Source organism: Pseudomonas sp. GM50 (genome assembly GCF_000282375.1).
GTDB lineage: Bacteria > Pseudomonadota > Gammaproteobacteria > Pseudomonadales > Pseudomonadaceae > Aquipseudomonas.
The window spans coordinates 1-26214 of sequence record NZ_AKJK01000058.1 but is presented as its reverse complement, the minus strand read 5'-3'; the positions used below and the strand labels follow the sequence as shown (position 1 = coordinate 26214).

General features: G+C 58.8%; 24 protein-coding genes and 1 pseudogene. 14 read left to right on the top strand and 11 right to left on the bottom strand.

Annotated elements, in window-relative coordinates; genetic code table 11:
• Window positions 1-193: 193 nt before the first annotated feature.
• Window positions 194-1651 carry an alanine/glycine:cation symporter family protein gene (locus PMI30_RS15280; protein WP_008009785.1) on the bottom strand — a complete coding sequence of 486 codons (1458 nt, stop codon included), beginning with the start codon at window positions 1649-1651 and terminating at the stop codon, window positions 194-196.
• A 174-nt stretch (window positions 1652-1825) separates the two neighbouring features.
• Here PMI30_RS15280 and PMI30_RS15285 point away from each other — a divergent pair, with 174 nt between their 5' ends.
• Window positions 1826-2635: a helix-turn-helix domain-containing protein gene (locus PMI30_RS15285; protein WP_032835450.1), complete on the top strand. Its 810-nt coding sequence runs from the start codon at window positions 1826-1828 to the stop codon at window positions 2633-2635.
• Between the two features lie 110 nt (window positions 2636-2745).
• Here PMI30_RS15285 and PMI30_RS15290 read toward each other — a convergent pair whose 3' ends face one another.
• Window positions 2746-3657: a LysR family transcriptional regulator gene (locus PMI30_RS15290; protein ID WP_008009781.1), complete on the bottom strand. Its 912-nt coding sequence runs from the start codon at window positions 3655-3657 to the stop codon at window positions 2746-2748.
• A 184-nt stretch (window positions 3658-3841) separates the two neighbouring features.
• Here PMI30_RS15290 and amaB point away from each other — a divergent pair, with 184 nt between their 5' ends.
• The 8 genes from amaB to PMI30_RS15330 all read left to right on the top strand — a co-directional run bounded on the left by amaB (window position 3842) and on the right by PMI30_RS15330 (window position 13891).
• Complete coding sequence (gene amaB / locus PMI30_RS15295) at window positions 3842-5332, top strand: L-piperidine-6-carboxylate dehydrogenase (RefSeq protein ID WP_008009780.1); 1491 nt, start codon at window positions 3842-3844, stop codon at window positions 5330-5332.
• A gap of 153 nt (window positions 5333-5485) precedes the next feature.
• The gene (gene amaA / locus PMI30_RS15300) at window positions 5486-6769 is read left to right on the top strand and encodes an L-pipecolate oxidase (RefSeq protein WP_008009778.1); all 1284 of its coding nucleotides are present in this window, start codon (window positions 5486-5488) and stop codon (window positions 6767-6769) included.
• Window positions 6770-7132: 363 nt separating this feature from the next.
• Window positions 7133-8266 carry an ABC transporter substrate-binding protein gene (locus PMI30_RS15305; RefSeq protein WP_008009776.1) on the top strand — a complete coding sequence of 378 codons (1134 nt, stop codon included), beginning with the start codon at window positions 7133-7135 and terminating at the stop codon, window positions 8264-8266.
• Window positions 8267-8506: 240 nt separating this feature from the next.
• Window positions 8507-9421 (top strand): ABC transporter permease subunit, encoded by a 915-nt coding sequence (locus tag PMI30_RS15310; protein WP_008009775.1) that lies wholly within the window; start codon window positions 8507-8509, stop codon window positions 9419-9421.
• 3 nt (window positions 9422-9424) lie between these two features.
• A complete protein-coding gene (gene livM / locus PMI30_RS15315) occupies window positions 9425-10708 on the top strand; it encodes a high-affinity branched-chain amino acid ABC transporter permease LivM (RefSeq protein WP_008009773.1) in 1284 nt (427 codons plus the stop codon).
• The gene (locus tag PMI30_RS15320) at window positions 10705-11577 is read left to right on the top strand and encodes an ABC transporter ATP-binding protein (protein ID WP_008009771.1); all 873 of its coding nucleotides are present in this window, start codon (window positions 10705-10707) and stop codon (window positions 11575-11577) included. Before livM ends, PMI30_RS15320 begins: the two co-directional genes overlap by 4 nt.
• The gene (locus tag PMI30_RS15325) at window positions 11574-12290 is read left to right on the top strand and encodes an ABC transporter ATP-binding protein (protein ID WP_007902726.1); all 717 of its coding nucleotides are present in this window, start codon (window positions 11574-11576) and stop codon (window positions 12288-12290) included. Before PMI30_RS15320 ends, PMI30_RS15325 begins: the two co-directional genes overlap by 4 nt.
• Window positions 12291-13129: 839 nt before the next feature.
• Window positions 13130-13891: an SDR family oxidoreductase gene (locus tag PMI30_RS15330; protein WP_008009768.1), complete on the top strand. Its 762-nt coding sequence runs from the start codon at window positions 13130-13132 to the stop codon at window positions 13889-13891.
• A gap of 120 nt (window positions 13892-14011) precedes the next feature.
• Here PMI30_RS15330 and PMI30_RS15335 read toward each other — a convergent pair whose 3' ends face one another.
• From PMI30_RS15335 to PMI30_RS15365, 7 genes are all read right to left on the bottom strand, one after another.
• Entirely contained in the window at window positions 14012-15139 is a 1128-nt protein-coding gene (locus PMI30_RS15335; RefSeq protein ID WP_008009766.1) for an AGE family epimerase/isomerase, read from the bottom strand.
• A 186-nt stretch (window positions 15140-15325) separates the two neighbouring features.
• Window positions 15326-15898, bottom strand: a complete 573-nt coding sequence (locus PMI30_RS15340; protein ID WP_008009765.1) for a HupE/UreJ family protein — start codon at window positions 15896-15898, stop codon at window positions 15326-15328.
• A 28-nt stretch (window positions 15899-15926) separates the two neighbouring features.
• Window positions 15927-16541: an urease accessory protein UreG gene (ureG, locus tag PMI30_RS15345; RefSeq protein ID WP_008009762.1), complete on the bottom strand. Its 615-nt coding sequence runs from the start codon at window positions 16539-16541 to the stop codon at window positions 15927-15929.
• A 37-nt stretch (window positions 16542-16578) separates the two neighbouring features.
• Window positions 16579-17253, bottom strand: a complete 675-nt coding sequence (locus PMI30_RS15350) for an urease accessory protein UreF (protein ID WP_008009761.1) — start codon at window positions 17251-17253, stop codon at window positions 16579-16581.
• Window positions 17250-17750 carry an urease accessory protein UreE gene (gene ureE, locus PMI30_RS15355; RefSeq protein WP_008009760.1) on the bottom strand — a complete coding sequence of 167 codons (501 nt, stop codon included), beginning with the start codon at window positions 17748-17750 and terminating at the stop codon, window positions 17250-17252. Before ureE ends, PMI30_RS15350 begins: the two co-directional genes overlap by 4 nt.
• Window positions 17751-17996: 246 nt before the next feature.
• Window positions 17997-18629 (bottom strand): TetR family transcriptional regulator, encoded by a 633-nt coding sequence (locus PMI30_RS15360; RefSeq protein ID WP_008009759.1) that lies wholly within the window; start codon window positions 18627-18629, stop codon window positions 17997-17999.
• A 156-nt stretch (window positions 18630-18785) separates the two neighbouring features.
• Window positions 18786-19256: a hypothetical protein gene (locus tag PMI30_RS15365; protein WP_008009757.1), complete on the bottom strand. Its 471-nt coding sequence runs from the start codon at window positions 19254-19256 to the stop codon at window positions 18786-18788.
• Window positions 19257-19642: 386 nt separating this feature from the next.
• On the opposite strand from PMI30_RS15365, the gene PMI30_RS15370 reads away from it, so the two are divergent.
• The gene (locus PMI30_RS15370; RefSeq protein ID WP_008009755.1) at window positions 19643-21718 is read left to right on the top strand and encodes an AsmA family protein; all 2076 of its coding nucleotides are present in this window, start codon (window positions 19643-19645) and stop codon (window positions 21716-21718) included.
• A gap of 203 nt (window positions 21719-21921) precedes the next feature.
• Here the strand turns inward: PMI30_RS15370 and PMI30_RS15375 are convergent, their stop codons facing one another.
• The gene (locus PMI30_RS15375) at window positions 21922-22863 is read right to left on the bottom strand and encodes a LysR substrate-binding domain-containing protein (protein WP_008009752.1); all 942 of its coding nucleotides are present in this window, start codon (window positions 22861-22863) and stop codon (window positions 21922-21924) included.
• 121 nt (window positions 22864-22984) lie between these two features.
• Between PMI30_RS15375 and PMI30_RS15380 the strand changes: the two genes are divergently transcribed.
• From PMI30_RS15380 to PMI30_RS15390, 3 genes are all read left to right on the top strand, one after another.
• The gene (locus PMI30_RS15380) at window positions 22985-23623 is read left to right on the top strand and encodes an FMN-dependent NADH-azoreductase (protein ID WP_008009749.1); all 639 of its coding nucleotides are present in this window, start codon (window positions 22985-22987) and stop codon (window positions 23621-23623) included.
• A complete protein-coding gene (locus tag PMI30_RS15385; protein ID WP_007903452.1) occupies window positions 23624-23929 on the top strand; it encodes a DMT family transporter in 306 nt (101 codons plus the stop codon). It abuts the gene before it with no gap.
• A gap of 106 nt (window positions 23930-24035) precedes the next feature.
• The gene (locus PMI30_RS15390) at window positions 24036-24926 is read left to right on the top strand and encodes an esterase/lipase family protein (protein ID WP_008009747.1); all 891 of its coding nucleotides are present in this window, start codon (window positions 24036-24038) and stop codon (window positions 24924-24926) included.
• 118 nt (window positions 24927-25044) lie between these two features.
• On the opposite strand, the gene PMI30_RS15395 is transcribed toward PMI30_RS15390, so the two are convergent.
• The gene (locus tag PMI30_RS15395) at window positions 25045-25932 is read right to left on the bottom strand and encodes a DMT family transporter (RefSeq protein ID WP_008009745.1); all 888 of its coding nucleotides are present in this window, start codon (window positions 25930-25932) and stop codon (window positions 25045-25047) included.
• Window positions 25933-26029: 97 nt separating this feature from the next.
• Between PMI30_RS15395 and PMI30_RS15400 the strand changes: the two are divergent.
• A pseudogene (locus PMI30_RS15400) lies at window positions 26030-26214 on the top strand (AraC family transcriptional regulator); the annotation flags it as partial.

Here is a 26214-nt window from a genome sequence, read left to right as displayed (position 1 = left end):
GCAAACACCTGTGGTTCCTCAATTATCTGCTGTTGCCTCAAGCGCTGCCTGAATGACGAGCGCCAGGCTTTCCCAACTTCTTAAATAGCCATCAAGTTGTGAGTGACGAGGAACAAGCCCTGTTTCAATTGCCTTGATCTTGCTTATTTGCTGAACCATCGCATAAGTGCAATGGCTCAGCGTTCATTGGGATTTATGTGAACTGAGCTTTAGCTGCGGGCCGATTCGCACAAACAGTGCTCTTCGACGAGAGAGGATTTGTTACCGCCGGCCAAGCTATCAAATCGAGATCCAGATCGCTAAATTTGCTTGAGTCAAAAACCGGGTTTTTTGTTCCTGCACGACGTTGTTCATCATAGTCGCCCAGGATTCGCATGCAGACTTTGAATAGCAGTGTCATTGCAATAAGGTTGACCAAGGCCAAAAGTGTCATGGTGATGTCGGCAAACGCGAGCACCGTGGTAAGGTCTTCAACCGAGCCCCAGAAGACCAGCAACAATACGGCTATGCGGTACGCAATTAATGATTTATGGGGTGTTGTGAAGATGAATCGTAAACTGTTTTCTCCTAGATAGTAGTTGTAGAGCATTGCCGTGAACACAAACAGGGCAAGCACTACGCTGATAAACATCCGGCCCCAATCGCCGACTACCTCAGCCAGCGAGTTTTGTGCCAACGCAATGCCGTCGCCTTCGAAACCGGGAGCATAAAAACCGGAAAGTAAAATGATCAACGCGGTACACGTGCAAATAACGATGGTATCGATGAAGACACTGAACGCTTGCACCACGCCTTGAGCTATCGGATGGGCGATTTTTGCCGCAGAGGCGACGTTGGGCGCACTGCCCAGTCCTGCTTCATTGGAGAACACTCCGCGCCTCACCCCCATAATGATTGCACTGCCCGCCAGCCCGCCAAAAGCCTGATCCAGTCCGAACGCACTTTTGACAATGCTGAGCAGCACTCCTGGGACCTGGTCGATTTGCAACACGATCACATAGAGCGTTACACCGATATAGGCAACGACTTTAAGGGGAACCAATAAATCGGCGACCGCCGCGATGCGCTTTATACCGCCCACGAACACTATGCCCAGCAACAAAGACAGTGTGAGTCCGGACCATGTCGTCGATAGACCAAAGGCATTGTTGAGAGAATGCGATACGGCATGAGACTCCAGGCCGTTAATAGCAAAGCCGAAGGTCACCAGAAGCAGGAGCGCAGTAATCGTTCCGAGCCAGCGTTTGCCCAGGCCATGCTGGATGTACCAGGACGGGCCCCCACGATATTGACCGTTTGCATCGCAGCGCTTGTAGAGTTGACCCAGTGTGCATTCGAAAAAGCTACTCGACATCCCCAATAGAGCGGTCATCCACATCCAGAACACTGCACCGGGGCCGCCCATGCTCACGGCAATGCCGACGCCAACGATATTGCCGGTTCCGACCCGTCCGGCCAGGCTGAGCGTCAATGCCTGCAATGAGCTCAAATGGTTGTTGCCGGTATGCGAGCTGCCTCGTAGTACGGAAAACATGTGTACGAAGTAGCGAAGCTGCACAAATCGCGACCGGATGGTGAAGTAGGTTCCAAGTCCAAGAACTAAAGGTATCAAAACCTTTCCAGAGAGAAAGTCATTGATGACGTCAAGCATTCAAAGCTCCTTGCTGTTTAGAGTGCTGGCGGATTGATGGTGTGGCGAGTCCTGAAAGCTTTCAGGTCCCGTAATATCCAGTCATCTATCGTTCTGCGCAATTTCGCAAGTTGGTTAAAAGTGATGCGAATTGCTGCTATGTTTGAGTCTTCTGGCACTATTGTGAAGGCTTGTATGCGTGATTTTCTTCCGGCTAACTTAAGACTGCTATGTAGTCACTACCGATCCGTCGCGGAAGTCTGTAGGAAGCTTCGAATTAATCGTGGGCAATTTAATAAATATCTGTGCGGAAATAGCCTTCCCACACCTTTTAACCTTAAACGGATCTGTGATTTTTTCGGAGTAGAAGAATACGAAATAGGTCTGCCGACAGAGCAGTTCATCATTCTTATTGGTGTTAAAGCGAGACGAATTAGTCCTTCCAGCGAGGTAACGGCGCCGCAGCGGATGCTTGATCACCTTCGTCAACAGTCTTCGTCACAGCTAAAAGCTCATACGGGTTATTACTACGAGTACTACCACGCAATGACAGAGCCGGGTTCCATTCTGTGTTCCTTGGTGCACATATACGAAGAGGGGCAGCATTTTGTATACGGGCGAAATGAACGCTTACAGATAGCTGGGCCGGATGGGGAGTTTGAGCAATATCGATACGTGGGAGTTGCCTACTACCTACAGGATCGCTTGTTCCTCATTGATTATGAATCGTTGACGTCCAACGAGATTAGCCAAACCATTCTTATCCCGAGCTTCAAAAGCTGTATTACTCGACTCAATGGCTTGAAGATGGGCGTTTCCGCAGCTGACCATCGTGCTCCTGCGTGTTCGAGGGTTGTTTGGGAGTATCTCGGACAGGAGATCAATCGAACAAATGCCAATCGCAGGGTACGGCTGTACAGCATGGATGATCCCGCCATCGATGATGACCTGCGCGGACGTCTCGCTCAAACCAAAGTCGTAGATGGCCTCTTTGTTATTGCGTGACGACATGATGAGTCTGATAACCGTGTTGCAGGTTTTAGGGCCGCTACGCGACCCAACGGGGCGATGCGGCGTTCCGACAAGCCCCCTCGCCACAGAAGTCGTGTGACATTTCAATTGTGCGGCGCATCCGGATTATCGATCTGCTCCAGCATCCATTTCACAAAATCCCGCACCTTGGGCACTTCCGCCGAATGCTCCGGATACGCCAGGTAATAGGCGTCGGTGCTGGGCATCGCATGCTTCCAGGGAATGACCAGTTTGCCGTCGGCCAATTCTTCTTCCACCAGAAACCGTGGCAACAGCGCCACGCCGCAGCCGACCTGGGCGGCGCGGATGCACATGTAGAAGGTTTCGAAACGCGGGCCGTGGTAGCTGTGTTCGGTGTGGTAGCCCTGGCTGTCGAACCAGTCGTGCCAGGCCTGGGGCCGGGAAGCGTTTTGCAGCAGGACCAGATCGGTGAGTTGCGTAGGGTCGGTGAACGGCGTGTCCGGCAGGCTGCCCGGCGCGCAGACCGGTACCAGTTCCTCGCCAAACAATTTCAGGCATTCGGTGCCGGGCCGTGAGCCCTGGCCAAAGTAGAACGCCAGGTCGCTGCGACCTTGCAGCAGATCATCCGCTTCGTGTTCGCTGCACAGGTCCAGATGGATCGAGGGGTGGCGCAGACGCCAGCCTTTCAAGCGCGGCACCAGCCAGCGCGCACCGAAGGTCGGAGGCGTGGAGACTCGCAAGACTTCGGTATCACCGCCGTAGGAGCGCAGGTAATGGGTGGACATTTCGACTTGGGTGAGGATTTTTCGCACTTCCACCAAGTACAAATCGCCGGCGGGGGTCATTTGCAGACGTCGGCGCACCCGGCGGAACAGCAGGTGCTGCAACAGTTCTTCGAGTTGCGCGACCTGTTTGCTCACGGCGCTCTGCGTCAGGTTCAGCTCTTCGGCGGCACGGGTGAAGCTCAAATGCCGGGTCACGGCCTCGAAGCACTGCAATGCGGTGATCGACGGCAAGTAGCGTTTATTCAGCATGGGTGGTCCTTTTTCTTGTTTCTCTATGCTCTTTTTTACCGGCAGATTCGCAGCATGAATAAACGGAATGATATCTCTCTTAAAGGTCGTTTGTTGGGTAACCTCCGGGGAGCTAAAACTACAGGTCTGATCAGCCGAGTTAATCCGGCTGCACGTTTTCTGTTTTTTGCTTGAGGAGTGACCCATGGTTGCCGCATTGCTTGATCGTCTTGGTGTGAACCCGGCCCTGTACCAGAACGGCAAAGTGCCGGTGCATTCGCCTGTCGATGGCAGCCGTATCGCTGCCGTGAACTGGGAAGGCGCCGCTGAAGTCGAGCAGCACATCAGTCGCGCAGATCATGCGTTCGAACTGTGGCGCAAGGTTCCGGCGCCGCGCCGTGGCGAATTGGTGCGCCAATTGGGCGACATCTTGCGCGAGTACAAGGCCGACCTCGGTGAGCTGGTTTCCTGGGAAGCCGGCAAGATCACTCAGGAAGGTTTGGGTGAAGTTCAGGAAATGATCGACATCTGCGACTTCGCGGTCGGTCTGTCCCGTCAGCTGTACGGTTTGACCATCGCCTCCGAGCGTCCAGGCCACCACATGCGCGAAACCTGGCATCCGCTGGGCATCGTTGGCGTGATCAGTGCGTTCAACTTCCCGGTCGCCGTTTGGGCCTGGAATGCCACGCTGGCGCTGGTCTGCGGTAACCCGGTGATCTGGAAACCGTCGGAGAAAACCCCACTGACCGCACTGGCTTGCCAAGCGCTGTTCGACCGCGTCCTGAAGAATTTCAGCGATGCCCCGCCGCACCTGAGCCAAGTGATCATCGGTGGTCGCGATGCTGGCGAAGCCTTGGTCGATGACCCGCGTGTTGCGCTGGTCAGTGCCACTGGCAGCACCCGCATGGGCCGTGAAGTGGCGCCGAAAATCGCTGCGCGTTTTGCCCGCAGCATTCTGGAGCTGGGCGGCAACAATGCGATGATCCTCGGCCCAAGCGCCGATCTGGACATGGCCGTACGGGCGATTCTGTTCAGCGCCGTCGGCACCGCCGGTCAGCGTTGCACCACGTTGCGTCGCCTGATCGCCCATGAGTCGGTGAAGGAAGAAATCATCACCCGCCTCAAAGCTGCTTACTCCAAGGTGCGCATCGGCCATCCGCTGGAAGGCAATCTGGTCGGGCCGCTGATCGACAAACACAGCTTCGAAAACATGCAGGACGCGCTGGAGCAGGCCCTGAGCGAAGGCGGCCGGGTGTTCGGCGGCGAGCGTCAGCTGGAAGACAAATTCCCCAACGCTTACTACGTTTCGCCAGCCATCGTCGAAATGCCGGAGCAGAGCGATGTGGTGTGCAGCGAAACCTTTGCGCCGATTCTGTACGTGATCGGTTACAACGATTTCGAAGAGGCATTGCGCCTGAACAACGCCGTGCCACAAGGCCTGTCGTCGTGCATCTTCACCACCGACGTGCGTGAAGCCGAGCGGTTCATGTCGGCAGTGGGCAGTGATTGCGGGATCGCCAACGTCAACATCGGCCCGAGCGGCGCGGAAATCGGCGGCGCGTTTGGCGGCGAGAAGGAGACCGGTGGTGGTCGTGAATCCGGTTCGGATGCATGGCGCGGGTACATGCGTCGTCAGACCAATACCGTGAACTATTCGCTGGAGTTGCCGTTGGCTCAGGGCATTACGTTCGACTGAGGTTGAGCCAAGCAGTGATCCCCTGTGGGAGCGAGCCTGCTCGCGATAGCGGTTTATCAGTCACATAGATACTGGATGTGCCGACGCTATCGCGAGCAGGCTCGCTCCCACATTGAATGGTGTGTTGGTTAGGTTTCGGATTGGAGTCTGGCAATGCCGTTACGCGAAGAGTGTCTGTGGGAAAAACTGACGCCGCAAAGGCCCGACAACGCGGCCCTCAAGGGCGAGGTGACGGTGGATGTCTGCGTCATCGGTGCCGGTTTCACCGGCCTGTCAGCGGCGGTGCATCTGCTGGAACAAGGTAAAAGTGTCTGTGTGCTGGAAGCCCATCGCGCCGGTCATGGCGGTTCGGGGCGTAACGTCGGGCTGGTCAACGCCGGGATGTGGATTCCACCGGACGAGATCGAAGCCGGTTTTGGCGAGGCGGTCGGCAGTCAGCTCAATCGCATGCTCGGTGCGGCACCGTCCCTGGTGTTCAGCCTTGTGGATAAGTACAACATCGACTGCCAGTTACGCCGCGAAGGCACGCTGCACATGGCGCACAACGCGCGTGGCGAGGCGGATCTGCGCAGTCGCGAAGAACAATGGAAACGTCGCGGCGCACCGGTGGAACTGTTGACCGGTCAAGCCTGCGAACAAGCCACGGGCACAAAAAAGATCGCCGCCGCTTTGCTCGATCGGCGTGCCGGTACGATCAACCCGATGGCCTACACCACGGGGCTGGCCAACGCGGCCATCAGCCTCGGCGGTCAGCTGTTCGATCATTCCCCGGTGACCCGACTTGAACGTCAGGGCCTGCGCTGGTCAGTGCAAACCGCCCAGGGTTCGGTGCTGGCCGAGCAAGTGGTGATCGCCTCCAACGCCTATACCGAAGGTGACTGGACGGCGCTGCGGCGCAACTTTTTCCCCGGTTATTACTATCAAGTGGCCTCGGTGCCGCTGACCGAAGACGCCGCACAACGGATTCTGCCCGGTGGCCAGGGTTCCTGGGACACCCGGCAGGTACTCAGCAGCATTCGTCGCGATGCCGAAGGGCGTTTGTTACTCGGCAGTCTCGGTAATGGCAACCAGAAACCGACCTGGTTCCTGAAAGCCTGGGCCGACCGGGTTCAGCAGCATTACTTCCCGTACCTCAAACCGGTGGAGTGGGAGTGCACCTGGACCGGTTGCATCGCTTTCACCCCCGATCACTTGATGCGCCTGTTCGAGCCGGCGCCGGGTCTGGTAGCCGTCACCGGTTACAACGGTCGAGGGGTGACCACCGGCACAGTCGTCGGTAAAGCCTTTGCCGACTATTTGTGTAACGGAAATCCTCAGGCCTTGCCGATTCCCTTCGCGCCCATGCAGCCATTGGCGGGTGTCGGGCTGAGAAGCTGCTTGTATGAGGCCGGATTTTCGCTGTATCACGCGGGCCAGTGCCTGCGGATCGTGATCTGATTGTTGAAATATGTTGCTGGAAGCGGCGCTTTTCAGCGAAGCGGCTAGCCTGTAATGGTGCGGGTTGTAGCAGTTTGCGCACCAGCAGTGTGCAGTTCGGTGACGCGGGCTGTTACAGGCTGGTTGCACATCGTTTGGCGCTGCGGTTGCAATGATGGCGCGTTCGGGTTGCGCCTTTAAAATCAAATGGTTTCACCTCCCGCGGTTTAGACGGTTGCACGCCCAATGAAAATGGGCCCGAAACAGTCGAAATAACAACAAGGCAGCGACTTTTTCAAGAATAAAAAACCAATGGCACGGCCCTTGCTCTGAGCATTCAGTGAAGTCGCAGTGCCAACTAAAAAAACCTTGGAGCACCACCTCATGTCCCAGACGTTTTACAAGAAAGGCTTTCTGGCCCTCGCAGTGGCAACTGCGTTGGGTGTTTCTGCGTTTGCTCAGGCTGACATCAAGATCGGCGTAGCGGGTCCAATGACGGGCGCCAACGCGGCATTTGGCGAGCAGTACATGAAGGGTGCACAGGCAGCCGCTGATGCGGTCAACGCCGCTGGCGGTGTAAACGGGGAAAAAATCGTACTGGTCAAAGGCGATGACGCCTGCGAACCGAAACAGGCTGTGACGGTCGCCAAGGACCTGACCAACCAGAAAGTCGTTGGTGTAGTCGGTCACTTCTGCTCCTCGTCGACCATTCCGGCCTCCGAGATCTACGACGAAGCGGGCATCATCGCGATCACCCCGGGTTCCACCAACCCGGCTGTTACCGAGCGCGGCCTGAGTGCCATGTTCCGTATGTGCGGGCGTGACGACCAGCAAGGCATCGTGGCCGGCGACTACATCGTTGACGTGCTCAAGGGCAAGAAAGTGGTGGTCCTGCACGACAAGGACACCTACGGTCAAGGTCTGGCGGATGCTACCAAGGCTCAACTGGTCAAGCGCGGCGTAACGCCGGTGCTGTATGAAGGCCTGACCCGTGGCGAAAAAGACTTCAGCACCATCGTTACCAAAATCCGCGGCGCTGGCGCCGACGTCGTTTACTTCGGTGGCCTGCACCCGGAAGCCGGTCCTCTGGTTCGTCAACTGCGTGAGCAAGGTCTCAAAGACGTCAAGTTCATGTCCGACGACGGCATCGTAACCGACGAACTGGTGACCACCGCTGGCGGTCCGCAATTCGTCGACGGCGTGCTGATGACCTTCGGCGCCGACCCACGCCTGCTGCCAGACAGCAAGACCGTGGTGGACGAGTTCCGCAAGAAAGGCACCGAGCCTGAGGGCTACACCCTGTACGCCTATGCTTCGGTCCAGACACTGGCCGCAGCCTTCAATGGCTCCAAATCCAACAGTGGCGAGAAAGCCGCCGAGTGGCTGAAGAAAAATCCGGTCAAAACCGTGATGGGCGAGAAGACCTGGGACGCCAAGGGCGACCTGAAAGTCTCCGACTACGTGGTTTACCAGTGGGACAAGGATGGCAAATACCACCAGCTGGAAAAACAGAAGTAAGGGCTGACACGATCAGTTGAACCCACAAGTCCCTGTGGGAGCGAGCCTGCTCGCGAAGACGGACTGACAGACAGCAGCTTTGTTGAATGTTCAACCGCTTTCGCGAGCAGGCTCGCTCCCACACGGAATCAGTGGGGGCCAGGCTGATCGTGGCTGACATTGCTCCGACGTAAATCTGTATTTTTCCTAGAAGAACCGCACATCACTGGTGTGCAGGTTCTCACTGCGTGAGATTGCGTTATGGATGGTATTTTCCTGCAGCAACTGGTCAACGGCCTGACCCTCGGGTCGGTCTATGGCCTGATCGCCATCGGCTACACAATGGTCTATGGCATCATCGGCATGATCAACTTCGCCCACGGCGAGGTTTACATGATTTCCGCTTACCTCGCGGCAATCAGTCTGGCTCTGCTGGCATACTTCGGTATTGAATCCTTCCCCCTGCTGATGCTTGGCACACTGGTCTTCACCATCATCGTCACGGCGGTGTATGGCTGGGTCATCGAGCGCGTCGCCTATAAACCGCTGCGCAACTCCACCCGACTGGCACCGCTGATCAGCGCCATCGGTATTTCTCTGATCCTGCAAAACTATGCACAGATTGCCCAAGGCGCCCGTCAACAGGGCGTGCCGACACTGCTGACCGGTGCATGGCGAGTTGAAGTCGGGAGCGGCTTCGTCCAGCTCACCTACACCAAGATCTTCATTCTGGTTGCCGCGTTCGTCGGGATGGGCCTGCTGACCTATGTCATCAAGTACACCAAACTCGGCCGCATGTGCCGCGCCACCCAGCAAGACCGCAAGATGGCTTCAATCCTGGGGATCAACACCGACCGGGTGATTTCCTACGTATTTATCATCGGTGCAGCAATGGCGGCCCTGGCCGGTGTGCTGATCACCATGAACTACGGCACGTTCGACTTCTACGCCGGCTTCATCATCGGGATCAAAGCGTTCACCGCGGCGGTACTTGGCGGGATCGGCTCGCTGCCTGGGGCGATGCTTGGCGGGATCATTCTCGGGATTTCCGAGTCGCTGTTCTCTGGATTGGTCAACTCGGACTACAAAGACGTTTTCAGCTTCTCGCTGCTCGTTCTCGTTCTGGTCTTTCGGCCTCAAGGCTTGCTCGGCCGTCCTCTTGTGTCGAAGGTGTAAGCGATGTCTTCAACCACTAAAAAAACCATTGATCTCAAAAGAAGCCTGGTTGACGCGATTCTTGCCGGCCTTGTTGCGCTGATTGTGTTCGGCCCGATTGTTGGCGTGGTCCTCGACGGCTACGGCTTCAACCTGGAAGCGACCCGGGTGGCATGGATTGTCGCCATCGTCATGGCTGGCCGTTTTGCCTTGAGCCTGTTCCTGCAAACCCCCAAGGGCCTGAGAATTCTCGAAGGCTTTGAAAGCACTGGCTCCGGGGTTCATGTACTGCCCCCTGATTACAAATCCCGGTTGCGCTGGATCATTCCGGTGATGATCGTCATCGCCGTGGTGTTCCCGTTTTTCTCCAACTCCTACCTGCTGGGCGTGGTCATCCTCGGACTGATCTACGTTCTGTTGGGGCTGGGGCTGAACATCGTGGTCGGTCTGGCCGGGTTGCTCGACCTGGGTTACGTGGCGTTCTACGCCATCGGTGCCTACGGCCTGGCGCTCGGTTATCAATACCTGGGACTGGGTTTCTGGACGGTGCTGCCGCTGGCGGCGATCACTGCCGGGTTGGCCGGTTGCATTCTCGGTTTCCCGGTGCTGCGCCTGCACGGTGACTACCTGGCGATCGTGACCCTGGGTTTTGGTGAAATCATCCGGTTGATCCTCAATAACTGGCTGTCCCTGACCGGCGGCCCGAACGGCATGGCGGCTCCGTTGCCAACTTTCTTCGGCCTTGAGTTCGGCAAAAGGGCGAAAGAGGGTGGGGTGCCGTTCCATGAGTTTTTCGGCATCGCCTATAACCCGGACGTAAAGTACTACTTCATCTACGCGGTGTTGTTCCTGGTGGTACTGGCCGTGCTGCATATCAAGCACCGCTTGACGCGCATGCCGGTCGGCCGGGCGTGGGAAGCGTTGCGTGAAGACGAAATCGCCTGCCGTTCCATGGGCCTGAACCATGTACTGGTCAAGCTCTCGGCGTTCACTATCGGCGCATCGACTGCCGGCCTGGCGGGTGTGTTCTTCGCTACTTACCAGGGGTTCGTCAACCCGACCTCGTTCACCTTCTTCGAATCGGCCCTGATCCTCGCCATCGTCGTCCTCGGCGGCATGGGCTCGACCATCGGCGTGGTGATTGCGGCGTTCGTGCTGACTGTAGCCCCGGAACTGCTGCGCGGCTTCGCTGAGTATCGCGTGCTGCTGTTCGGCATCCTGATGGTATTGATGATGATCTGGCGACCGCGCGGCCTGATTCGGATCAGTCGTACCGGTGTGACCCCGCGTAAAGGAGTAGCGCCATGAGCGAAGTCGTACTCTCGGTAGACAAACTGATGATGCACTTTGGCGGCATCAAGGCTCTGAGCGATGTCAGCCTGAAGGTCAAGCGCAACTCGATCTTCGCCTTGATCGGCCCCAACGGCGCCGGCAAGACCACCGTGTTCAACTGCTTGACCGGGTTCTACAAAGCGTCCGGCGGGCATATCGAACTCAACACCCGCGGTGTGAAAACCGACGTCATCAAAATGCTCGGGGAACCGTTCAAGGCCGTCGATTTCGTTTCGCCCAAAAGCTTTATCAACCGACTCCGCTACAAGATGTTCGGCGGCACGCACCTGATCAACCGTGCCGGTCTGGCGCGGACTTTCCAGAACATTCGCCTGTTCAGGGAAATGTCGGTGCTGGAAAACCTGCTGGTGGCCCAGCATATGTGGGTCAACCGCGGCATGCTGGCCGGCATCCTCAACACCAAGGGTTACCGCAAGGCCGAAAGCGATGCGCTGGACCATGCGTTCTACTGGCTGGAAGTGGTGGATCTGGTGGACTGCGCCAACCGCCTGGCCGGTGAGCTGTCCTACGGTCAACAACGCCGTCTGGAGATCGCCCGGGCCATGTGTACCCGGCCGCAGATCATCTGCCTCGACGAACCGGCCGCCGGCCTCAACCCTCAGGAAACCGAAGCGCTGAGCGCGATGATCCGGCTGCTGCGCGACGAGCATGATCTGACCGTGGTGCTGATCGAACACGACATGGGCATGGTAATGAGCATTTCCGACCACATCGTGGTGCTGGACCACGGCGTTGTCATCGCCGAGGGCGGGCCTGAAGCGATTCGACACGATCCGAAAGTGATTGCCGCCTACCTGGGCGCCGAAGAAGAGGAAGTGGTATGAGTAAACCCATCCTCGAACTCAAGGATCTGGACGTGTTCTACGGGCCGATCCAGGCCCTGAAGAAAGTCTCGTTGCACATCAATGAAGGTGAAACCGTCAGCCTGATCGGCTCCAACGGTGCCGGCAAATCGACCCTGCTGATGTCGATCTTCGGCCAGCCGCGGGCGGCTGACGGGCAAATCGTCTATCAGGGTGTGGATATCACCCACAAGTCGTCCCACTACATTGCGTCCAACGGTATTGCTCAATCGCCGGAAGGTCGGCGGGTGTTCCCTGACATGACCGTCGAGGAAAACCTGTTGATGGGTACGATTCCAATCGGTGACAAGTATGCCAAGGAAGACATGCAGCGCATGTTCGAGTTGTTTCCACGGCTCGAAGAGCGGCGTACTCAACGCGCCATGACCATGTCTGGCGGCGAGCAACAAATGCTCGCCATCGCCCGGGCGCTCATGAGTCGGCCGAAGCTGTTGCTGCTCGATGAGCCGAGCCTGGGTCTGGCGCCGATCGTGGTGAAACAGATCTTCGCGACCCTGCGCGAACTGGCCAGCACCGGTATGACCATCTTCCTGGTGGAGCAGAACGCTAACCACGCCCTCAAGCTGTCGGACCGGGCCTACGTGATGGTCAACGGCGAGATCCGCCTCAGCGGCACCGGCAAGGAGCTGCTGGTGAACGATGAGGTGCGTAACGCCTACCTCGGCGGGCACTGAGTTCTACGTTGTAACAACGAGCCCCGACGAGCAATCGTCGGGGCTTTTTTACATATCTAAAGTGCCAACAATCCCTTGTGGGAGCGAGCCTGCTCGCGATAGCGGAGTGTCAGTCGACATGCTTTTCATTGACCTGCCGCTATCGCGAGCAGGCTCGCTCCCACACGGGCGGTGTGTGCTTTTGGAAATTGTGGAAAACAATATTCACGACCTCTCGAAGCGCGACATAAAGCCGCTGCAAATTACTGTTTTGTCACGGTTTTGACTTGTCCCCGTTTGCTGTGGAGCTGGCTGTGAATAACGTGGGAGTAGCTGGCTGCAAGCCTTTGAATCCGTGGCTTGCAGTGATGTGGTTGTTTTTTGATCATGGGTTTTTGCTGGACCTCGAGCCGTCTTTGTCAACCTTTTTGTTAGGGGCAACCCAGGTATGAATCGAGGTGGACAAGCCTGTGGATAAGTCTGTGGTTAAACTCTGGAAAGAGTCGGCTGAGGGCCGTAGTTACTGGCTTGGAGCCATCGTCGGTTTGACCGCCCGGTCGTGCAAATTGCCCGGGGGTACACAGCCGGCACCTGAGGGTCAAGCAAAAAACTTTCTAATCTGCCCGCAAAGCCTTGTGGGCAGCGGCTTGCAGCTTTTGCACTTGCCCCCGGAAACTGTGGACCGGCCTGTGGATAAGGTGCGCGTACATGGCTGCAAGCCACAGCGCATATGGCGTTGCCGGTGTTGATCGTTTTTTGTACGGTTTCTGCGATGGTTGCCGCTGTGGACAAGGCCGGGCATGCTGGCAACTGATTTTCTATTCCAAGGGCTGTCGATCAGCCGAAGCAAGGAGAACACGATGTCCAACACCCTGTTTATTACCGGCGCGACTTCCGGTTTTGGTGAAGCCTGTGCCCGTCGTTTTGCGCAAGCCGGCTGGAAACTGGTGCTGACAGGTCGTCGTGAAGAGCGCCTCAATGCCCTGTGCGCCGAGTTGTCGAAGCAGACCGAGGTCCATGGCCTGGTGCTCGACGTACGGGATCGCAAGGCCATGGAGGAGGCGATTGCCAACCTGCCGCCGTCCTTCGCCAAGCTGCGCGGGCTGATCAACAACGCCGGCCTGGCCTTGGGCGTGGACCCGGCTCCCAAGTGCGATCTTGATGATTGGGACACCATGGTCGACACCAACATCAAAGGCCTGATGTACAGCACTCGCCTGTTGTTGCCGCGTTTGATCGCTCACGGTCGTGGCGCCAGCATTGTCAACCTCGGTTCCATCGCCGGCAACTACCCGTACCCAGGCAGCCACGTGTATGGCGCGAGCAAGGCGTTCGTCAAACAGTTCTCCCTGAACCTGCGCTGTGACCTGCAAGGGACTGGCGTGCGGGTCAGCAATATCGAACCGGGCCTGTGCGAGAGCGAGTTCTCGCTGGTGCGTTTCGCCGGTGACCAGGAGCGTTACAACGCCACTTACGCCGGCGCCGAGCCGATCCAGCCACAAGACATCGCCGAGACTATTTTCTGGGTGCTCAACGCGCCGGCCCACATCAACATCAACAGCCTTGAGTTGATGCCGGTGAGCCAGACCTGGAGCGGGTTTGCGATTGAGCGTAAGGCGTAAGGCCGAGTAACGGCTGTTCGCGGGCAAGCCTCGCTCCTATAGGTTTTGTGTTGAATCACGATTCTACGAACGACACATAACCTGTAGGAGCGAGGCTTGCCCGCGAAAGCAATCTCTCAGTCAGCGAAGATACTCGGACAACCCGCGATAGCAGGTCGCCAAGTGATAAGGCGTAGTCGAAGGCATGTCCTTGCGGCTCACTTCGCCCTGCTCATCACGACACTCATACCAGCCGCCCGCATGCAAAAAGCGCTGTTGCAGCGCCTGCAACTGGCGCTGCACAGAGGCTTCGCTGCCCGGGCGCAAAGTCAGGGCGCGCAGGTATTCAGCCTGGGCCCAGATGCGTTGGGTCGCATCACGAGGATGGTCGTCCAGTTCCAGCATCGCGCGTACAGCGCCTGTGTGCTGATCCACACCCAGTTGCTCAGTCAGCGTAAAGGCACGGTCCAGCGACGCATGCAGTCTGGAGCCGCGCAGCAACGGTGAGGACTCCAACAGGAAATACCATTCGAACTGATGGCCTGGCTCGAACCAGTTATCCACAGCCCCAAGCGGCTTTTCCATCAACACCGCGTGTTGCGGGTCGATGAAGCGCTTTTGCATGGCTGTGCATAACTCGACAAGCGCACTCTGCACAGCAACGTCCTCGCGCACCGAAAGGATGGCGAGGAAGGCTTCGGCCAAATGCATCAATGGATTCTGCAGCGGCCCGGAGTTGAGCGACGACCAATCACGGTCCAGGCTCGCTTCGTACAGGCCGTCACCTGTGGCGAAGCGCTGCGCCAACACTTCCAGCGCGGCGTTGAGCACCGACTCCACCAGCGGTTCGCGAACCTTGTCCCAGTAATGGGCGCAGGCGAACAGGATGAAGGCGTGGGTGTAGAGGTCTTTGCGCTGATCCAGCGGCGCACCTTGCGGGTCGATGCTGTAGAACCAGCCGCCATGCTCGGCATCGTGGAAATGCTGTTGCAAGGAGCGGAACAGCGCCGCCGCCCGCTCCTCGGCCTGAGGCACTTGGCCGATCAGGCTGGAAAACAGGTACAGCTGCCGCGCGCAAGCCATGGCCCGATAGCGCTGCGGTGGCAGCGGCTGATGCTCGGCGTCCAGCGCTTCATACGGCAATGCCATGTCGGCATTCCAGCCGGGGCCTTGCCAGAGCGGCACGATCACGTCCTGGAAGTGCTGTTGCACCGAGGCGAACAGAGCGGTCAATTCAGGCTGGGAAGCAGAGCGGGAAACATGCGGCATTGGCTGGCGTCGTCACGGCAGGGTTAGTTGCGCGACATGTTAGCAGGCCTGAGAGACGCGGTGTCTGTCAGGCCGCCTTCGCGGGCAAGCCTCGCTCCTACAGGTTATTCGTCGTGCGTAATCCGACCACAATTCCTGTAGGAGCGAGGCTTGCCCGCGAAGAGGCCATAACAGACGACAAAGAAATCAACCCGCCAGCAACCACACCCCAGTCGCCGCCGAAGCCGCACCCGCTAACCGAACCAATGGTGCGGCGGCCTGAGGCAAGATGCGAACCACCGCATAACCCGCTGCATGCAAAGCCGCTGTCGCCACCACAAACCCAGCCGCATACGCCCAAGGGCTGGACATGTCCGGCAATTCCAGACCATGCGCCACGCCATGAAACAGCGCGAACAAGGCAGTCGCAACCATCGCCAGGCTCAACGGCGGACGCACCGCCAAAGCCACCGCCAGGCCCAACGCCAATACCGACGCGGCAATCCCGCTTTCCAGCGCTGGCAGGTTCAACCCTTCAAAGCCCAGCAGCCCGCCGATCAGCATAGTGCCCACGAACGTGCACGGCAGCGCCCAGCGCGCAGGACCTTTCTGCTGCGCGGCCCACAACCCTACGGCAACCATTGCCAACAAATGATCGAGGCCGCCGATCGGGTGGCTGATGCCGGCCATCAAGCCATTGTCGCCGTGCCCAGGATGCGCGAATGCGATGGCCGGGGTCAGCAGCAGGGCCATGGCGCCCAGAATGCGTTTCAGTGTCATGGATAAGCTTCCTTGTTGATAAGTGTGATCAGGCCGCAGTCAGCAAGCCCTGGCGTTCGATGAAGGCGATGATTGTTTCCAGACCCTGGCCGGTTTTCTGGTTGCTGAAGACGAACGGTTTGCCGTTGCGCATGCGTTGGGTGTCGCTGTCCATCATCTCTAGCGAGGCGCCTACCAGCGGCGCGAGGTCGATCTTGTTGATCACCAGCAAATCGGATTTGCAGATCCCCGGCCCGCCCTTGCGCGGCAGCTTGTCGCCAGCCGAGACGTCGATCACGTAAATGGTCAGGTCGGACAGTTCCGGGCTGAAGGTTGCCGAGAGGTTGTCACCGCCGGACTCCACCAGGATCAGGTCCAGCCCCGGGAAGCGCCGGTTCAACTGATCCACGGCTTCGAGGTTGATCGAGGCGTCTTCGCGGATCGCGGTGTGCGGGCAACCGCCGGTTTCCACACCGATGATCCGTTCGGGCGCCAGGGCTTCGTTGCGCACCAGGAAGTCAGCGTCTTCGCGGGTGTAGATGTCGTTGGTCACGACGGCCAGGTTGTAGCGGTCGCGCAGGGCCAGGCACAGGGCCAGGGTCAGGGCGGTTTTGCCGGAACCGACCGGGCCGCCAATGCCGACGCGCAGAGGTTGTGTGTTCATGTGGTTCTCCAAAATAAAAGGCCCAAAATAACAGGCCCTAGGAACGGAACAGACGGCTGTACTGGCGCTCATGGGCCATGCACGCCAGGGACAGGCCGAAAGCGGCGCTGCCGGAGTGTTCGGGGTTGATTCGGGTGGCGTCTTGCTGCGCCTGTTGCAGCAGCGGCAGCAGTTCACTGGTCAGGCGCTGCGCGGCTTGCTGGCCCAGGGGCAGGGTTTTCATCAGTACTGCCAATTGGTTTTCCAGCCAGCTCCAGAGCCAGGCGGCCAGCGCATCTTGCGCGCTGATCTGCCAGGCGCGGGCCGCCAGCGCCCAGCCAAGGGCCAGGTGTGGTTCAGGGCATTGGTCGAGAAAGGCCCGGGCCGGCGCATCCAGTTCCGGTAAACCGTTGAGCAGTTGCTTCAGCGAATAGCCCATCTGCCGGCTTTCCTGATGCAGCTCACGGGTTTCCCGGCTGGCGCGATGTTCTTCGCAGCGTTGCAGCAGTTCGGCCCAGTTTTCTTCGGCCGCAGCCGTGCAATGGGCGAGCAGTAGCGGCGCTTCGAAACGCGCCAGGTTCAGCAGCAACTGATCGCTGATCCAGCGCCGCGCGCTGTCGGGATCGTCCACGCGGCCGTTATCCACAGCCATCTCCAAACCCTGGGAATAGCTATAGCCGCCAATCGGCAGCTGTGGGCTGGCCAGACGCAGCAGCGCCCAGGCCGGGTTCATAAGCGCACGCCGAACTGGTGCAGTTTCGGCGGGTAGTTGAAATCCTCGTCCCCATGCCGCGAATGGTGATGGCCGCCGCCGTAGGCACCATGTTCCGGCTGGAACGGCGCTTCGATGTTCTCGGCGTTGGCGCCCAGTTGCTTGAGCATGGCCTTGAGCACGTAATCGTCGAGCAGGCGCAACCAGCCATCGCCGACCTGCAGGGCCACATGGCGGTTGCCCAGGTGATAGGCGGCGCGGGTCAGTTCGAAAGCGTTGGCGCACGTGACGTGCAGCAGTTGTTCGGGGCGAGCACAGACGCGAACCACGCGCCCGTCTTCGGCTTGCAGGCATTCACCGTCATACAGGGGCGGCTGGCCGCGCTCCAAAAACAACCCGACGTCTTCGCCCTCGGCACTGAAACAGCGCAAGCGGCTTTTGCTCCGGGCTTCGAAGGTCAGGTGCAACTCGGCGGCCCAGACGGGTTGAGGGTCGATTCTGCGATGAATCACCAGCATCGGAAGGCTTCCAGCAATGGACAATGCTCAGGGATAGAGCAAGGGGCTTGCCAATCGGGTGATGCGTAGGAAATGCCTGTCGGAGCGGAGTGGATGTTTCAGAATTTTGGATCATGTTGGTGCGTGTGGAGTTTTCGCGCACCAATGTGGGAGCGAGCCTGCTCGCGATGGCGGAGTATCAGTCACATCAAGTGTTGACTGTGGCGACGCTATCGCGAGCAGGCTCGCTCCCACAGGGGGGTGTATTTACTCGGTGCTGCCGAGGCCTTGCCAGTGTTTTAGGCCGATGAAGATGAAGCGCAACTGCTGCGTGATTTTCGCCTGCGGCGTCAAATGCTCGGGTAGCGCCTCGGCCGGAGGATCAATAATGTCGGGCAGTGTCGCGAACACGCTTTTGACGATCAGATCAGCCATGACACTCAAGCCTGCGATGTCCAGATGCTGCAGTTTGGGCATCAGCGACAAGTCCGCCGCCAGGTCCGAGCTGATGTCTTCGCGCAAGCGGCCAATGGCTTGGCGCACCGGCAGTGAGCCGCCGTACTGCTCGCGGGCAAGAAACAGAAACTGCGAACGATTGGCCGTGACCACATCGAGAAAGATCCGCACCGAGGCGTCGATGATGCCGCCCATGACGAACTCGTTATGGCGCACCAGGCGGATGGTTTCACGGAAGGTCTGACCGACTTCGCTCACCAGCACCAGGCCCAGTTCATCCATGTCGGCGAAATGCCGGTAGAAACCGGTGGGTACGATCCCGGCGGTTCTGGTCACTTCGCGCAGGCTCAAGCTGCCGAATCCTCGGCCGCTTTCCATCAAGTGGCGGGCAGCGTCCATCAGGGCGTTGCGGGTCTGTTGTTTCTGTTCGGCGCGGGGCAGCATTGCAAGGGTGTTTTCTGGACAGGACAGCGGCGCACTCTAGCAAATCGGCTTCGCTGGCGTCGAACGACTATCGGGAGATCACGCGGGGAAATTCAGCTTCTATTAAGTCAAAAGCCCAATCCGGGGATTGGGCTTTTTTTCGGGGCCGCCATGGGCTTAGCTCACAGCGCTGTTGCGTTCGATCACACGGTCACCACCACCTTCAGCCAGGGTTTGACCTTGTGGGGTGCGGTCGGAACCGTCAGCAGCCAGGGTTTGACCTTGTGGAGTGCGGTCGGAACCGTCAGCGGCCAGGGTTTGGCCTTGTGGGGTGCGGTCGGAACCGTCGGCAGCCAGGGTTTGGCCTTGTGGCGTGCGGTCTGAGCCGTCAGCAGCCAGGGTTTGACCTTGTGGAGTGCGGTCCGAGCCATCTTGAGTGATCAGGCCTTTTTCTTTCAGGCGATCATTACCACCTTCGGCCAGGGTCTGACCCTGTGGAGTGCGGTCGGAACCATCAGCGGCAACGGTCTGGCTGAACACCGAGTGGCTGTCTTTGACTTGTGGAGTGGCCTGATCAGCGGCCGGTAAAGCAAAAGCGGTGCTGGCTAACATCGAGAGGGTCAGGCTAAGCAGTAATTCGCGTTTCATGATGGGTTGCTCCTTGGGAGGGCGATAAAGTGGGTACGAGGGCAATGCTACTCTCGATAAGTCGATACAAAAGTTCATAAACGCAATGGTAATAATCAACAGAATTGATTGTTCGGCCGCGGCGCTCTAGAACGGGCGTTTCCGGCGAGCTTTTTTGCACTGGGGTGGGTATTTTCGACCCACTCTCGCCTCGCAAAAGTGCGGGTGCGGTAACGCCGGATGAGCAGCAGGGTGTCCCCGGCCGATTATTTGAGTGTTAAGTGCCTATTCGGTTAAACCTGCGCGCCATTTTCCAGTCCTAGATGTCATGGCAGGCCGGTTCTGGCCTAACGTTTCATCAGTGCGTCGCAGTCAGGGCGCTCAGTCGTATTCAGGAGCCCTGTGCAATGACGCGCACTCGTAAAATTCTTGCCTGGACCTTCGCCAGCCTCGTTGTCCTGCTGGCCGTCCTGGTGCTGATCATCGCGTTCTTCGATTGGAACCGGATCAAACCGCCCCTGAACACCAAAGTGTCCGAAGAGCTGCATCGTCCGTTCGCCATCAATGGCAACCTTGCGGTGGTCTGGCAGCGCGAGTCTGATGAGGGCGGTTGGCGGGCCTGGGTGCCGTGGCCACATGTGGTGGCTGAGGACCTGAGCCTGGGCAACCCGGACTGGTCGAAGCAACCGCAGATGGCCACTCTCAAACGCGTTGAACTGCGCATTTCGCCGCTGGCCTTGCTGGCGCAGCGGGTGGTGATCCCGCGCATCGACCTGAGTGAACCCAATGCCGACCTGCAGCGTCTGGCCGATGGCCGCGCCAACTGGACGTTCAAGTTCGACCCCAAAGACCCGAACGCCGAGCCTTCGAACTGGGTGCTGGACATCGGTGCCATCGGCTTCGACAAGGGCCACGTCACGCTCGACGACCAGAAGCTGAAGACTCAGCTTGATCTGCTTATCGATCCGTTGGGCAAACCGATTCCGTTCAGCGACATTGTCGGGGACAAAGCGGCAAAAAAAGCGGTTGAAAAGGGCGGTTCGCCGCAGGATTACGCATTCGCTTTGAAGGTCAAAGGCCAATACCACGGCCAGAGTCTCGCCGGCCAAGGCAAAGTTGGCGGCCTGCTGGCCTTACAGGATGCCACCAAGCCATTTCCACTACAGGCGCAAATGAAGATCGCCGACACCAGCGTCGAACTGGCCGGTACGCTTACAGATCCATTGAACCTCGGCGCCCTGGATTTGCGCCTGAAACTGGCCGGTGCCAGCCTGGGCAATCTCTATCCACTGATCGGCGTAACGCTCCCGGATACCCCGCCGTACGCCACCGACGGGCATTTGATTGCCAAGCTGCATGAGCCGGGCGGGGCGGTGTACCGCTATGAGGCGTTCAACGGCAAGATCGGCGAGAGCGACATCCATGGCAACCTGACCTACGTGGCGAGCCAGCCGAGGCCCAAACTCAGCGGCGCGCTGGAGTCCAATCAACTGCTGTTTACCGACCTGGCCCCATTGATCGGTGCCGATTCCAACGCCAAGCAAGAGGCCCGCGGCGGTGAAAGCAAACAGCCGGCAGACAAGCTGCTACCGGTCGAGGAGTTCAGGACTGAACGTTGGCGCGACATGGACGCTGATGTGGAATTCACCGGCAAACGCATCGTCCACAGCGCAAAACTGCCATTCAACGATCTCTACACCCACTTGGTGCTGACGGATGGTGTGCTCAGCCTTGAGCCCCTGCGTTTCGGCGTGGCTGGCGGCAACCTGGATGCGCAGATTCGTCTGAACGGGCGCGCCGAGCCTTTGGAAGGCCGGGCCAAACTGACCGCGCGCAAGTTCAAGCTCAAGCAGCTGTTCCCCACCCTTGAGCGGATGAAAACCAGTTTCGGTGAGCTCAATGGCGATGCCGACCTTACTGGGCGGGGCAACTCGGTGGCCAAACTGCTGGGCACTGCCGACGGCAATTTGAAGATGCTGATCAATGACGGCGCTATCAGTCGTGAGTTGATGGAGTTGGCGGGGCTCAACGTCGGCAACTATGTGGTCGGCAAGATCTTTGGCGACAAGGAAGTGAAGATCAACTGCGCGGCGGCCGATTTCGATATCAAGAGCGGTTTGGCGACCACGCGGCTGTTTGTCTTCGATACCGAGAATGCAATCGTCTATGTCGACGGCACGGCGAACATGGCAACCGAGCAACTGGACCTGACCATTTCCCCGGAATCCAAGGGCTGGCGTTTGATTTCGTTGCGTTCGCCGCTGTATGTGCGAGGCAAGTTCATCAAGCCGGATGCGGGCGTGAAACCGGTGCCGTTAATGCTGCGCGGGGCCGGGATGGTTGCGCTGGGTGTGATTGCCGCGCCGGCGGCGGGCTTGCTGGCGTTGATAGCGCCCAGCGGTGGTGAGCCGAATCAGTGTGCGCCGTTGCTGGAGCAGATGAAGGCGGGCAAGGCGCCGGTGACGGTCAAGCCCACCCGGTAATCCGTTGGCGTCTGTATGACGCCTTCGCGGGCAAGCCTCGCTCCTACAGGTTTTGCGTCGTGCCCATTGTCGGCATGCGACACAAAACCTGTAGGAGCGAGGCTTGCCCGCGAAGGCGGTTCAATAGTCGCTACAGATCTTTCAGAATATCGGCCATGTCATCGGCATGCTCTACGTCCCAGGCCAGGATGTCTTCGATGCGCCTACATTGGAATGCGTTCTGCCGGAGCTGCCGCAGGCTGCGATCTTGGCAATAGACCAGACAACCGGGCTTCCTCCTGCAACCACGCAAAAAATGCCCGCACCGGCGGATGCCGTTCACGGCCCGGTACGCACAGCGCGCTGTATCCGGCCCCGTCGACCTGAATGTTCCCCCGATAAGGCAACAGCAAGCCGCTGGCCACACTCTCCGACACCAGGATATTGCTCGCCAGCACGAGGCCTTGTCCTGCGATGGCAGCTTGCAGGGCGTAATGCTCTTCGTCGTATTCACGCACCGCTGGTTGTTCGGTCAGCCAGGTTTCGCCGGACTGCGCACACCAGGCCTCCCAGCCATGGGCATAGAGCTTGGAGTTGTGCCAGCGCACGCTGATCAGAGTCGGTACCCGACTGGGCGCCAGGGCCACTTGTTCAGGCGAGCCATAGACCCCGAAGGATTCGTCGAACAGGCACAAACCATAAAGGTTCGGGTAGTCGTCGAGGCTGTAACGCACCGCCAGATCGACGCTGGCGTCCTGATGTAAATCGATGACTTCGCAGTGAGTGTCCAGGCGCAGGCTGATGTTCGGATGGCGGGCGTAAAACCGTCCCAGCCGAGGTACCAGCCAAAGGGCAGCGAAGGCGGCTGTGGTGGAAATTGTCAGGTTCGTGCCGCTGCGTTGCGGGCGCAAGGTATCGACGCTTTGCGCCACTTCGAGCAGGGCGCCGTGCAGGCTGCGGAACAGTCGTTCGCCACACTCGGTAAGGCGTACCTGCCGTGGCAGTCGTTCGAACAACGGCACGCCGAGCCAGTTTTCCAGGGAGCGGATCTGATGGGAAACCGCCGTCGGCGTCACGGAGAGTTCTTCGGCGGCGGCCTTGAAACTCAACAGGCGCGAGGCAGATTCGAAGGCACGCAGGGCGGTCAGCGGCAACGAGGCAAACATTTACAACTCCATGGATGAAATAAATTCATCCAAAATGATTTTTGTTCATTTGAAGAGGCACGGCAGCCAGCTTCAAGCTGCAAGCCACAAGCAGTTTGAGTTTAGCCTTCAGGAGATTCAGATGAACAAAATTCTTGCCATTCACGCCAGCCCCCGTGGCGAACGCTCTCATTCGCGGCGTCTGGCCGAGGTGTTTCTTTCGGCCTGGCAGGTCCGCAACCCACAGTCGCAGCTTACTCGCCGTGAAGTCGGTCGGACGTTGATTCCTCCCGTCAACGAAGCCTTTGTGGCGGCCGCTTTTCATCCGGAACCTGAAGCGCGACCGCTGTCGATGCAGGCCGACCTGGCACTCAGCGATGAGTTGGTGGGGGAGTTGCTCGGCCATGATCTGTTGGTGATTTCCACCCCGATGTACAACTTCAGCGTGCCCAGCGGCCTCAAGGCCTGGATCGACCAGATTGTGCGGCTCGGGCTGACGTTCAATCACACCCTGGACAACGGCGTCGCTCAGTACGAACCGCTGGTGCAGGGCAAGAAGGCGTTGATCGTCACCAGTCGCGGCGGGTTTGGCTTCGGCCCCGGTGGTGAACTTGAAGCGATGAACCATGCCGATCCGTTTCTGCGCACCGCTTTGGGGTTCATCGGCATCACCGACGTCACCGTTGTCGCCGCCGAGGGCGAAGAGTCTGCCGAACGCACTTTCCAGGTGTCCGTGGCCGAGGCCGAGCAGCGTTTGCTGGCGCTGGCCAGGGAGTTCTAGATGGCCTGGTTGTTCTTGCTGATCGCCGCCGGGTTCGAGGTCACCTTCGCCATGGGCATGAAGTACGCCGAAGGCTTCACCCGGCTCTGGCCCTCGGTGATTACCGTGGTGGCCGCGGTGGGCGGGATTTACTTCCTGACCCTGGCCATGCGCGAATTGCCGGTGAGCATCGCCTACCCGATCTGGACTGCCATCGGTTCACTGGGCACGGTGTTTCTCGGCTTTGCGCTGCTGGGCGAAAGCCTGACCGCGCTCAAGCTGGTGTCGGTCGGGCTGATAGTGGCGGGCGTGGTGGGGTTGAAGTGAGCGATGTCATAGACTGGTCGTTGAGTTGTCATCTTGGGTGGCGATGCTTGGCTAATGCCTTGCATCCGGCCTTGCTTCATCTCACCGATCACAAGGATGTTCATCCATGTCGCAAGGTTCTGCCACGCGTTACCCCTTGGTGCTGGTCCCGGGAATGCTCGGTTTTATCCGTCTGCTGCTCTATCCCTATTGGTACGGAATCATTTCGGCGCTGCGCCGGGATGGGGCGACCGTGATTGCGGTGCAGGTCTCGCCGCTCAATTCAACCGAGGTGCGCGGTGAGCAATTGCTGGCGCGGATCGACGAGATTCTGCGCGACACCGGGGCCGAGAAGGTCAACCTGATCGGTCACAGCCAGGGCTCGTTGACCGCCCGTTACGCCGCGGCAAAACGCCCGGACCAAGTGGCTTCAGTCACTTCAGTGGCCGGGCCGAATCACGGTTCGGAGCTGGCGGACTATCTGCATACTCATTATCCGGCAGACAGCTCCAAGGGCCGGCTCCTGAGCTTTTTACTGTGGCTGATCAGCGCGCTGATGTGCCTGCTGGAAACCGGCTATCGCGGGCCGAGACTGCCGGTGGATATCCCGGCGTCGCACCAATCGCTGACCACGGCAGGCGTGGCGCTGTTCAATCAGCGTTATCCACAGGGTCTGCCTGAAACCTGGGGCGGGAACGGCCCGGAAGTGGTCAATGGCGTGCGGTATTACTCCTGGTCCGGAACATTGCAGCCGGGCAAGACCGATCGCGGATGCAACCTGTTCGACGGGACCAATCGCAGTTGCCGGTTGTTTGCCAGGACCTTCGTGCGTGAAGCGGGGCATTGCGACGGGATGGTCGGGCGTTACAGCTCGCATCTGGGGACGGTGATCGGTGATGAATACCCGATGGATCACTTCGATATCGTCAACCAATCGTTGGGGTTGGTGGGCAAGGGGGCGGAGCCGGTGCGGTTGTTTGTCGAGCATGCAGCGCGGTTGAAGGCAGCCGGTGTGTGAACGGCAGTGGGACCGCGTTATCGTTCTTCGCGGGCAAGCCACGCTCCCACAGGTTTGGTGTGTGCCACGAAACACCGCATGATCTGTAGGAGCGAGGCTTGCCCGCGAAGGCGTCATATCAGGCAACACTGACCCTACGACCAAGCACCGTGGTCCAGCGTTCTGAAAGAATCACCCCACCCAACGTCAACACCCCACCCACCAGGTGATACAGCGCCAACTGCTCATGCAGCACCACCGCCGCAATCAGCGCGGTGATCAACGGCAGCAGATTGAAAAACAGCGTGGTCCGGCTTGGTCCCAGGCGCACCACGGCCTGCATCCACGCCAGCGGCGCAAGCATCGAGGCCAGCAGGCAAGCGTAGAGCACAAGCGGAATGTTCTGCAGGGTCGGGCCGATTTTCGGTGAGGTGAGGAACAGCGGAAACAGCACCACCACCGCGACCAACACCTGCAAATACAGCAGCACCAGCGGCGGCAAACGCAGCTGCCATTTTTTCAGCAGGGTGCTGTAAATCGCATACGCCAGCGTGGCAATCAGCATCATCGCGTCACCCAGGTTCACCCCGTGTTCCAGCAATGCGCCAAGGCTGCCGGACGACACCACCACCAAAACACCCGCAAACGACAGCACCGCGCCGGCCAGTGCTCCGGCGGTCAGGCGTTGGCCGAGGCTGATAATCGCCATGGCCAGCGACATCAACGGCATCAGCGACAGAATGATCCCCATGTTGGTGGCTGAGGTCAGCGTCGCGGCGAAGTAGGCCAGGCTTTGATAAACCGCCATACCGAGTACGCCGAGGATGAAAATCCTGCCCAGATTCGGGCGGATCAACGGCCAGTGAGCGATCACCGGTTTAAGCATGAAAGGCGTGAACAGCATTGCGGCCAGCAACCAGCGGTAGAAGCCGATTTCGGCGGGAAAGATCGCGCCGACCGCGAGTTTGTTGATCACGGTGTTGCCGGCCCAAATGAAAATGGCCAGCAGGGGATAAGCGTATTGCATCGGGAAAAACCAGAACGTTAATGAAGGGTGATTATCCGCTTGTCTGAATCAATGCCTATACTTCGATCCAGCCAACCTGCCTCTGATTCCGGACAGCATGAACAGCAAACACATCGACCTGCTGGATTTCAGCGAGCTGCCGGCCCCGGTCTATTTCCGTTATGCCGACTTCAACACCCATGAATACGCCTCGGCCCACCACCACCCTTGGGGCACTCTCGAGTACTCGGCCAATGGGGTCTTGCACATGGAAATCGGCAGCCGCCGCTTCATGTCGCCGCC